Source organism: Streptomyces sp. MnatMP-M17, assembly GCF_900091995.1.
Classification (GTDB): domain Bacteria; phylum Actinomycetota; class Actinomycetes; order Streptomycetales; family Streptomycetaceae; genus Streptomyces.
In genome coordinates, this window is sequence record NZ_FMDK01000585.1 from 1 (window position 1) to 9,676 (window position 9,676).

At 69.1% G+C, this 9,676-nt stretch carries 11 protein-coding genes and 1 pseudogene; 2 read left to right on the top strand and 10 right to left on the bottom strand.

The genetic code is table 11. From position 1 onward, the window contains the following. Positions 1–275 (bottom strand): annotated as a pseudogene (locus tag GA0115259_RS25065) (FxsB family radical SAM/SPASM domain protein); the annotation flags it as partial. Between the two features lie 40 nt (positions 276–315). Next, the gene (locus GA0115259_RS25070) at positions 316–480 is read right to left on the bottom strand and encodes an FXSXX-COOH protein (RefSeq protein ID WP_107469256.1); all 165 of its coding nucleotides are present in this window, start codon (positions 478–480) and stop codon (positions 316–318) included. 230 nt (positions 481–710) lie between these two features. On the opposite strand from GA0115259_RS25070, the gene GA0115259_RS25075 reads away from it, so the two are divergent. Continuing rightward, positions 711–1,637, top strand: coding sequence for a DUF4231 domain-containing protein (locus GA0115259_RS25075; RefSeq protein WP_093601223.1), 927 nt, complete (start codon positions 711–713; stop codon positions 1,635–1,637). 63 nt (positions 1,638–1,700) lie between these two features. On the opposite strand, the gene GA0115259_RS25080 is transcribed toward GA0115259_RS25075, so the two are convergent. The 4 genes from GA0115259_RS25080 to cutA all read right to left on the bottom strand — a co-directional run bounded on the left by GA0115259_RS25080 (position 1,701) and on the right by cutA (position 4,770). Beyond that, positions 1,701–2,108, bottom strand: a complete 408-nt coding sequence (locus GA0115259_RS25080) for a hypothetical protein (RefSeq protein ID WP_093601225.1) — start codon at positions 2,106–2,108, stop codon at positions 1,701–1,703. Positions 2,109–2,160: 52 nt separating this feature from the next. Next, positions 2,161–2,904, bottom strand: coding sequence for a DUF6415 family natural product biosynthesis protein (locus GA0115259_RS25085; protein ID WP_093601227.1), 744 nt, complete (start codon positions 2,902–2,904; stop codon positions 2,161–2,163). A 114-nt stretch (positions 2,905–3,018) separates the two neighbouring features. Beyond that, on the bottom strand, positions 3,019–4,215 hold the full coding sequence (locus GA0115259_RS25090; RefSeq protein ID WP_093601229.1) for a helix-turn-helix domain-containing protein: 1,197 nt from the start codon (positions 4,213–4,215) through the stop codon (positions 3,019–3,021). A 231-nt stretch (positions 4,216–4,446) separates the two neighbouring features. Then, positions 4,447–4,770, bottom strand: a complete 324-nt coding sequence (cutA, locus tag GA0115259_RS25095) for a divalent-cation tolerance protein CutA (protein ID WP_256098127.1) — start codon at positions 4,768–4,770, stop codon at positions 4,447–4,449. Between the two features lie 197 nt (positions 4,771–4,967). On the opposite strand from cutA, the gene GA0115259_RS25100 reads away from it, so the two are divergent. After that, positions 4,968–5,510 (top strand): flavoprotein, encoded by a 543-nt coding sequence (locus tag GA0115259_RS25100; RefSeq protein ID WP_093601231.1) that lies wholly within the window; start codon positions 4,968–4,970, stop codon positions 5,508–5,510. 116 nt (positions 5,511–5,626) lie between these two features. Here the strand turns inward: GA0115259_RS25100 and GA0115259_RS25105 are convergent, their stop codons facing one another. The 4 genes from GA0115259_RS25105 to GA0115259_RS25120 form a co-directional block, all read right to left on the bottom strand. Next, positions 5,627–6,106 (bottom strand): hypothetical protein, encoded by a 480-nt coding sequence (locus GA0115259_RS25105; RefSeq protein ID WP_093601233.1) that lies wholly within the window; start codon positions 6,104–6,106, stop codon positions 5,627–5,629. Positions 6,107–6,275: 169 nt separating this feature from the next. Beyond that, positions 6,276–7,178, bottom strand: coding sequence for a S1 family peptidase (locus GA0115259_RS25110; RefSeq protein WP_093601236.1), 903 nt, complete (start codon positions 7,176–7,178; stop codon positions 6,276–6,278). A 224-nt stretch (positions 7,179–7,402) separates the two neighbouring features. Continuing rightward, positions 7,403–8,293: a DUF1684 domain-containing protein gene (locus GA0115259_RS25115; RefSeq protein ID WP_093601238.1), complete on the bottom strand. Its 891-nt coding sequence runs from the start codon at positions 8,291–8,293 to the stop codon at positions 7,403–7,405. Continuing rightward, positions 8,229–9,596: an NtaA/DmoA family FMN-dependent monooxygenase gene (locus tag GA0115259_RS25120; protein ID WP_093601242.1), complete on the bottom strand. Its 1,368-nt coding sequence runs from the start codon at positions 9,594–9,596 to the stop codon at positions 8,229–8,231. Before GA0115259_RS25120 ends, GA0115259_RS25115 begins: the two co-directional genes overlap by 65 nt. Between the last annotated feature and the right edge of the window lie 80 nt (positions 9,597–9,676).

The window sequence follows — 9,676 nt, forward strand, 5'->3', positions numbered from 1 at the left end:
GTCAGCTCCTCGCAGACGCGGCGCAGCCGCTCCGGCCCGGCCAGCAGAGGCTCCCCTCCGTGCAGGATCACTGACACGGAGGGCAGGGCGTGGGCCTTGGCATGCTCTGCCAGTCGCAGAGCCGTCCATGAGATCGCCTCGTCAGAGATTGCCTTGGGGCGGGTGCGCCAACTCTGATCGGCGTGTTCGTAGATGTAGCAGTGGTCGCACGCGAGATCACACCTGCTGTGGACCTTCAACACGATCTCGCGAAATGGGACCAAGGGTCCTGTCATTACACCAGTCTATGGGACCCCGGGCCTGTCATTGCGCCAGTCAGAGGGCGGAATTGAAGCTTGAGACGCGCGCGGTGCGACCGGTGGGCATGGGCAGCACGCGTCCGAGCTTCTTGGCGACACCGGCGTCGCGTACATCGATCTCCGCGAGGGGAGTCCTGTTCTTCTTCGCAGTGGCGAAGGTGGCAGAGGTCTGATAGGTCACGACGGCCGTCCTTGGTGATGTAGTCCGAAGAGGAGACACGGCACCGTTGCAGTGTCAGCGGCTCGACTTTACTCTCGTTCACCCGGGCAGCAACTCAGGCGCTCGATGCCGGGACAAATCGTAGTCAGAAATTCACGAGGCAGAGCGGAGTACACCGTTCCGCCTTTCGGGTGACAACAAAACAGCAGACGGGGGCGCGCATGGCCGAGTTACGCGGACCACTGCACAGCATGGTCTTCCGAAACGCTGATCTGCCGGTTCTCTTCCATCACGCGGACGCCATCGCCATCGCACGCCAGCGCCAGGCCGTCCAGGCCACCCGCCTCCAGCTCCTGCTGCTCGTCGTGGGCGCGGCGCTGGCCGCGCTGCCCTGGGGCGGGAAGGTGGGGGGCTCGTTCCAACTCATCGGCGCACTCAGCGCGTTGGCGTACGCCGGAGTGCTTCTGCTCACCTTCCGCTCCGCGGGCCAGCGAGCAAAGTCGCACTGGCAACTCAACCGCTCTGCCGCGGAGTTCATCAAATCACTGTCCTGGCGGTACGCCGTCCATGGAGCACCTTTCGACACCGGTGCCGCCGACGCGGCCGGACTGTTCACCAGCCGGATGGAGGCAGGGCTCAACGAGCTGAAGAAGGTCGGCTGGGAGGATCCGCGCGACGGTTCGGGCGGTGACCGGAGTGTCACGGGGGTGCTGGGACCGGTCGGCGAACTGATCACGGGGCCCATGCGGCTGCTGCGCGAGAAGCCTTTCACCATACGCAAGGAGACCTATGTCAGGGACCGCCTGATCGAACAACGCAACTGGTACCACCGCAGAACGGTGATCTCGCGCCGCGCCACCACGCTCTGGTCGGCCACCATCGCCCTGCTGACTCTGCTGGCACTCGTCCTGGCCACACTGCGCACCTTCTCGGTCACCGGATCCTCGTCCGTACTGGGCCTGTTGTCTGCGTCAGCCGCGGCCTGTCTGGCCTGGAGTGAGGTCCGCCGCCATCAACCTCTCATCTCCGCACACTCGTTGGTCGAGGAGGACCTGGCGGCGATGCACACGGCGATGGAGACGATGGTGACCGAGGAGCAGTGGGCGAACGCCGTGTACGAGACCGAGCGCATCGTCTCACCGCAGCACACCGACTGGCTGGTACGGCACCGCAGTTGAGCCGAGGCGCGGGTGTCACGCGCGGTCCTTGAGTGTGTGATGCAAGCCCCCGCGCCGGCCCGACTACGGGGATTGCGGGCACCCGCTATGAGGCCGATGCGGCTCCGGCTCAACAGCGCCCGGACCGGCGCAGACACGCAACGCGCGCTCCACATACCGGCCGTCGAGGGAGTAGTAGAACCAGTCGACTTCCCCGCCGCGGTCAAGCCGCGCCCGCACATCGGCAAGCGCATCCCCGGGCAGCGGATCCCTGGCGGCACGCGGATAGTCCTGAAGTGTCGCCTCCAGCCAGGCGAACGCCTCATCGGCGGTGCGGTGAGTGGTGAAGTCGGTGGCGGTCTCGGCGATCCGCTTCAACTGGACGTCGACGCCGATCGGCTGGACGTCGATGCCCGGGGACTCCCGGGCATCTTGCCGTAGTGCGGAGAGACCGATCCGGGGGCCGGTCCAGGCATATCCGTGCCAGTGCATTGAAGAAGAATTCTCCGGAGTCTCGAAGACGGCGACAGCGACGGGCGGGCCGTCACTCCGTCACCGAAATCTCCGCGGCCAGCGCACCGTGCAGCAGCGTGGCGTTCGTCAGACAGCGCGTCACGGCCGGCGGGACGACCCAGCGGAGACGGCGGGATCTGTCCGTGAAATGCGGAGGCGGTACGGCCACGAACGTCGCGACGCCCAGCGGCACAACCTGCTTCGACGGAAAGTCCCATGCGTCTGCGGCGCCCGGAGTCACCAGCCAGTAGAAGGCCGACCCGTACGAGTCCTGAATGACCGCCCCGCTGGTGTCGCCCAGTCGCTTGATCACGCGCTCGCCGACATCGGCACGCACCCGTACGGCGTCCCAGTACCGCCCGGCGCCCACCAGTTCCACGGTCGTCCCGGTCGGCGGTGCCCACGGCTCCGGGGCAGGTGCGCCCTGGATTTCGGACTCCTCCTCTTCGCCTCGCCCCAGGTGCGTGCACAGCGTGAGGACCGACCGCGCCAGGCACCGCGCGTACCGCCCCGGCCCGAGCAGCCCCGGATCGGCGACCAGCCGCCGCCGCGCCTCCTCGATACCGGCCGAGGAGAGACGCCCGAGCCGGCGCTCCGCCTCCGGAATCAGCAGCGCCAAATGGCCACGCAGCCGGAGAACCGCAGTCTCCAAGTCCTCATCCAGCAGTCGATCGCCGAAGTCGAGAACGTGCTGTGCGGTGTCGCGCATGGTGGCGAAGTCGAGCGGCAGGGCTTCAACGCCGGAAGCGGCTGTTCTGGCCTGTTGGGGTGTCATGGTCGGCTCCATGTAGCGGATGGTGGGCTGACCGTCACATGGTTGCCGCGTAAAAGCCTCTGTGCGTTGCGCGATCGGCAACGCACAGAGGCTTGACCGACTACAGAACGTGCGCTAGACGCCGCACCACTCTCCGAACTCCCGTAGACGTTCATCCGCACGCTGGTTCCCCCGCAGCAGTGTCGCGACCGTCTCATGTACCGAGTGGTGGTAGCGCGTCAGTTGCGGTGACGCATCACGCGCCGAGTACAGCGAATCGAGCGCAGGCCGCGCTGTCCACGCCTCAGCGCGAGCCCGGTCGATCCAGTAATGGGCAGCTCTCGTCGGCGGGTAGTCCTCCGGCAACCGCACCTGCAACGCGTGGTCGAGGGCTTCCGCGTGCTCGTCCCGGTCACCGGCAGCCGCGATCTGGTGCAACTGCACGTTCAGTGGCCCGAATGCCAAGGCGTAGTCCCGCGTCTCCCCTATCTGGTCCGCCAGCTCAGCGGCCTCCCCCAGCCAGTCGTCGGCAGCATCGTCGTCGCTGTTGCGTGCGGAAAGAACAGCGGCCCGGAGCTGCAATGTGCCGCGAACCGCCCTGGTGGCGCGGCTGCCGTCGTCGTCCAGGTCCCGCAACGCGTGCCGCATCAGCGAGACACCCCGGTCAAGGCGGGAGTTGTCCGCTGCCATCTGCGCGCGTTCGTATCGCTCGATTGCGACCTGTCGCGGATCGCCGGACTGCGGCGCGGCGACAGCCATACTCGCCAGCGCCAGCCGAGCGAGGTCCATGTAGCCGAGGCGATAGGCGACGATCGCTGCCGTCCGGGAGATCTCTGCTTGCAGGTCGTGGGCCCGCTCCCGGTGGTGCCCCGGTGCCGTGTGCATCTGCGTGGTGATCGCGACTTCGCTGATCAGCCCCGGCAGGTGCTCGGCGATCTCCAAGAACTCGGCCTTCACACGGAGCTGCACGACTCGCGCGGCCTCGGCCTCCAGAACGTCGAGTGAGCGGGGAGGTGGGGCATCGTCCGGTGGGATGTCCCAGTCGTCAAACGATGTGCTGATCGGGGTCAGCAAGGCGTCCAGCCTGTCCTTTTGGAGGGCCTGGATGTAGGGCTGGCCTCGCAGGACTGAGACACCGACACCGAGGGCGCGGGCGACGGTGGCGAGGATGGGTTCGCTGGGGTATCTTTCGCCGTTTTCGATGCGGGAGAGCTGGCTTGCGGAGACGTGGGCGCGGCGGCCCAGCTCGGAAAGGGAGTAGTCGCGGATGAGCCGGAACTCGCGGATACGCGCGCCGATGCTCTCTGCGGACAGGTCCGTGTTGCCGGGCATAGTGGCTCCCGTTCTGTGCTGACACTCAGAACGGTACCGCCAGTCGGCTCCGGAGGTACGGCCGAGCAACCCCCACTTGTGGGGGCCGTCGTGCTGTGCGGGCACGACTGGCTCTCCTGGCTGGCCGACGCTTATCTGAGCGGCGGGGGAAGTCGGCGCTCACGCGCCTCGGCGCCCATCACGGGCTTCCGGCCGTGGATGCCGTGTCGGTGAAGGCAACGGGCTGACGGTCTATTCGGGGTCGGTGCTGGACGCCACCCACCGGAGGCATGTCTCCGCGCCGGCGACGATGGGGACGGCGCTCACTTCGGGGCTGTCCCACGGATGGTGTTCCAGCAGGTGCGCTTCGAGCGCCGGGTACCGGTCGGCGTGGGTCTTTATGAGGAGCTGCCACTCCTCGCCTGTGCCGAACTCGCCCTGATGCCAGAACACGGATGTCACTGGGCCGACGATCTGCGCTCCGGCGGCCAGGCGCTCGCGCACAAGGGACTGCGCAAGCTGGACGGCCTGGTCGCGGGTCTCGGTGGCGGTGGACACCTGCATAAGGTCGATCACGGTCGGGAGCCTATCCGTCCGGCAGGCTCCCCGAACATTCGGTGTCCGCGGCGACTCGGCTCCAGCAGAACAGTCAACAGCCGCTGTGGCCAGTGCGACCGGATATACGGACCAGACCGACGAGGTGGCCGCGCAGCAGGTCATGACGCGGGAGGCGCGGGCTTGCGCGCCCTTGCGGAACGCTGTGGACTCCGGGCATGACACGAGTTCTCTATCTGATTGCGTGCGCGGCCGGGCCCACGCAGTACATCGATGAGGGTGTCCGGCAGGCTCAGGCCGCGGGCTGGGATGTTTGTCTGATCCTGACGCCGTCGGCGGCCCGCTGGTGGGAGCCCCGCATGGTCGAGCTGGAGGAGCTGACAGGACATCCGGTGCGGTCGCAGTACAAGCTGCCGTGGCAGTCTGACGCCCTGCCGAAGGCGGACGCGATGCTGGTGGCGCCCCTGTCCGCGACGAGCCTGAACAAGTGGGGTGCGGGCATCGCGGACACGCTGGCAATAGGACTTGTGTCGGAGGGCGTGAACATGGGCGTGCCCGTGCTGGCGATGCCTTTCTTCAATCGGGCCCAGGGCGCCCAGCCAGCGGTTGCCCGAAGCATCGCGGACCTGCGAGCGCAAGGCGTCCGGTACCTGGACGGTCCCGATGGATACGAGTCGCATCCGCCGAAGAACGGGCGCCCTGCCGCGTTCCCGTGGGGACGGGCTCTGGACGCTGCGGCGGAGGCGGTCGCGGGGAACTGAGGCAGGCCGCCCCGGCCGGCGTCTACTGGTGTTGTCGCCGTCGACGCGGCTTGTGGCGACGCTCGCACCTCGGTTGAGGGGTCCTCGTCGCGGGCCGACGTGCGCGCACGGCTCTCTCAGGCGCGTTTGACGCCCTCGCACCAGATCACCGTCACCGGCTTTCCGCGCTCGCGCGCGTAACGCACGATGTCGCCCGTGCCGCCCAGGCCGCGGGCCGGGAGGCCGTCCCAGACCGCCAGGAGACGGTCGCAGTTGTCGGCGATGTAGGTGCCCGCCGCGTAGTAGGCCTCGTCCGTGGAGTGCGGGAAGTCCATCCGTACCTCCAGCGTGGCCCGGTCCTTGAGCCGCCGGTAGCCGGCGAGTTCCGCCGGGTCGTCGAAGCCGTCCTCGTAGTCACCGCTGGGAATGACGGCGGTGAGCCGGGCTCCGTGGTCCAGGGCGAGGACCGCGAAGAGCTGGTCCGCGCCCGCGGCGAGGCTGGAGAGCGCCTCCAACGAGCCCTGATGGCCGCGGAGTACGGACTGGATGGCGGCCCTGATATGCGCGTAGGCCTCGGCCGGGATGTTTCTGTGACCGGTCACTCCGATACGTTCCACTGCTCCACAGCCCCCGTCCACCCTGTGGCCGACCACCACGACAGTGTCTCAGAACCGCGCAAGGGCGGGCCCCCGCCCAGTAGACCGGACGGGGGCTCGACGGTGGCGGCGGAGGGCGTGCGGGAGTGCGGAGCGGCTCCGGGCGGGCGCCGGGCCGGGGCCAGGCCGGTCAGTAGACGCTGACGCCGTACGTGCTGAGTGCCGGGACGATCGGCTGGAAGTACGAGGTACCGACGCCGCCGGAGCAGCTTCCGCTGCCGCCCGAGAGAATCCCGATGGCGAGGGTGCCTGAGTAGAGCGCGCCGCCGCTGTCGCCGGGCTGGGTGCAGATATTGGTACGGATCAGTCCGTTGACGACCTGTCCGCCACCGTAGTTGACCGTGTTGTTGAGACTGATCACAACGCCGCTGCGGACACCGGAGACGGCACCGCGGAAGGTGACGGGCATCCCGACGGTGGCGTTGGCCGCGCCGGTGATGTCGGCGGTGCCGACGGTGCCGGGCACGGGGATCGACGGGTTGGTGTACCGCACGAGGCCGAAATCACGGCTGGGGAAGCTGCTTCCGGTCGTGGTGCCGACCACCGTGTTGCCCGTGGGATCCGCGTACCAGGTCGAGGTACCGGTGGTGCAGTGTCCCGCCGTCAGGAAGTAGTACGTGCTGCCGCTGACGACATTGAAACCGACCGAACAGCGGGCGCTCCCGGTGTAGACGGCGTCACCGCCGGAGAGCTGGGTGGAGAGCCGGCCGGCCGTACGCTCGAAGCGCAGCGCCCGGGCGTGAGGAGCCGCGGCCTGCTCGATCGCGGCGATCTCCGCAGTGGAGACGGTGCTGTCCGCGGTGACGACGACCTCGTCGGCGGCCGGGTCTGCGTGCCATGCGATGCCTGTCACGCCGGCGTCCAGGACGGCGTCACCGATGGCGGCGAGCCCGCTCGCGCCGGTGGCACGGACCGTACCGGCGTTGGCCGCGGGCACCGCGAGCGCCACGGCGGTGAGGAGTCCGGTGACCATGGCGAACGTACGGATACGCCTGAGCCCGTCGGCGCGGCGGATGGTGCGCTTGATCCTCACTTGGCGTTCCTCCCGGAAGGAATCGAGGGCCCTCCGTGGGGTACGGGCCCGTGAGGCGCGGCCGGGGACGACCGTCCGTCCCGGACGGAGCGCACGCCCCCGCCAGCGCTGCTCGGGAGTATCAGGGCCTTCAACTCCCGCCGCAAGGGCGGCTTTTGGCCGCGCACCGAGGTCGGGTCACGTGGAACGGCACGGCAACGGCAACGGCAGATCCGTACAGCGGCTCAGCCCACGACCGTACGTTCGCCCGCCGGGACCGGGATCGGCAGTGTGTTGCCGGGCGGTGGGAACGGGCAGATGAAGTGGTCCGCGAAGGCACACGGCGGCAGCAGCGCGCGGTTGAAGTCGACGGTCACCGTCCCGTCCTCGGCCGGAGCGGCCGGGCGCAGAAAGCGGAAGCGGTAGCTGTCCTTTCCACTGGTGGCGTCCGCGAAAACCGCCCAGAGCGAGCCGTCCGCCTCCACCGCGACCTGGAGAGTGTGCTCCGTACCGCCCACGCTGAAGGCGATCTCACCGCCCAGACCGAGGCCCCGCTCACGCCCGTCGGCGTTCTCGACCAGGACGGTCCGGCTCTCGTCGTACGGCCGGAACCTGCCCGGCAGCTCCCACTCCGCGTCGTACACCATGGCCTCGATCCCTCGGAACGTGCGCCGCGCGGCGGATCCCGGATCGACGTCGCGCACCGCCCAGAGTCCTTCGCGGCGCAGTACGACGAGTCTGTGCTCCCCGGCCGCGATCCGCGACGCCTCGAACGGACCGCTGTCGGCGGTGAGCCGGATCTCTCCGGTGAGCGGCCGGCCGTCGGCGGTGAGCCCGTCGCCGTCGGCCGCGCTCAGCACCACACCAGCACCGTCACCATCGCCGTCGCCCTCGCGCTCGTGCTCGCCCTCGCCATCGCCGTCCTCGCGCCAGAGCCCCGGAACTCCGGGCAGCCGTCCCTCGGGATGATCGGCGAGCCAGTGCGTACCGACGAGCGCGAGCGGTCCGTACGGCGCCGCGACCGTGGCGGTACGGCGCTCGTGCCAGCTCCGCCACTCCTCGGCCGCGCTGTCAGCGCCCGCGTCCCCGCCCGCGCCCGCGCCCGTATGAGTCTCCGTACCGATGTCCGTCGTCATACCGTTTCAGCCTCCGTAGCGGATCGGGAAGTCCCAGATGCGACCGCAGCGTCTCGCCCTCGTACTCCGTGCGGAAGGCCCCGCGCTCCTGGAGGAGCGGCACCACCAGCTCCACGAAGTCGTCCAGACCGCCCGGCGTGAGATGCGGTACGAGGATGAATCCGTCCGCCGCGTCCGTCTGGACGAAGGTGTCGAGCGCGCCGGCCACGGTCTCCGGCGTCCCGATGAAGGACTGCCGCGCGGTGGTCTCGATGACGGTCTGCCGGATGGACAGGCCCTTGGCCTCCGACAGCGCCCGCCACCTGGCCGCGACGGCGAGCGGATCCGCGACCCGGACGCGGCCCTGGACCAGTGCCGAGTCCGGGTCCGGATCGATCCCGGGCAGCGGCCCGTCCGGATCGTACGCCGAGAGATCGCGGCCCCAGACCTGTTCCAGCGCGAGCATCGCGTTCTGCGGGGAGATCTGCTGTCTGCGGATCTCGACGGCCCGCTCCTGCGCCTCCGCGTCGCTGTCCCCGAGGACGAAGGTCACACCGGGCATGATCTTGAGATCGGCCGACTGTCTGCCGTACTTCGCCAGCCTGGCCTTGGTGTCGGTGTAGAAGGCGCGGCCCTCCTCCGGCGTGCCGTGGCGGCTGAAGATCACATCGGCCGCCGACGCGGCGAACTCCCGGCCCTCGTCCGAGTCGCCCGCCTGGATCACCACGGGATGGCCCTGCGGCGGGCGCGGGACGGTGAACTCGCCCTCGATCTCGAACTGCGGTCCCGAGTGGGCGAAGGGCCGAGGCGTGCCGTACGGCGAGCCGGGCCCGGCTGGTGTCCAGGAGTCCCACAGCTCACGGGCGGTCGCGACGAACTCGGCGGCCCTGGTGTAACGGTCGGCGCGGTCGAGATAGCCGCCGCGCCGGAAGTTCTCCCCGGTGAAGGTGTCGGACGAGGTCACCACGTTCCAGGCGGCGCGTCCCGCGCTGAGATGGTCGAGCGTGGCGAGTCTGCGGGCCAGTTCGTACGGCTCGTTGAAGGTGGCGTTGACGGTGGCGGCCAGCCCGAGCCGTTCGGTGACGGCGGCCAGCGCGCTCAGCACGGTGAGGGACTCCGGGCGGCCGACCACGTCCAGGTCGTGGATCAGACCGTTGTGTTCGCGCAGCCGCAGCCCTTCGGCGAGGAAGAAGAAGTCGAACTTGCCGCGCTCGGCGGTACGGGCGAGCTTCTCGAAGGAGGAGAAGTCGATCTGGGACCCGGAGCGCGGATCGGCCCAGACGGTGGTGTTGTTGACGCCCGGGAAGTGGGCGGCGAGATGGATCGGCTTGCGGTCGGCGCCGGTGCGGGCCTCGGTTCGGGCCTCGGTTCGGGCCTCGGTTCGGGCCTCGGTTCGGGCCTCGG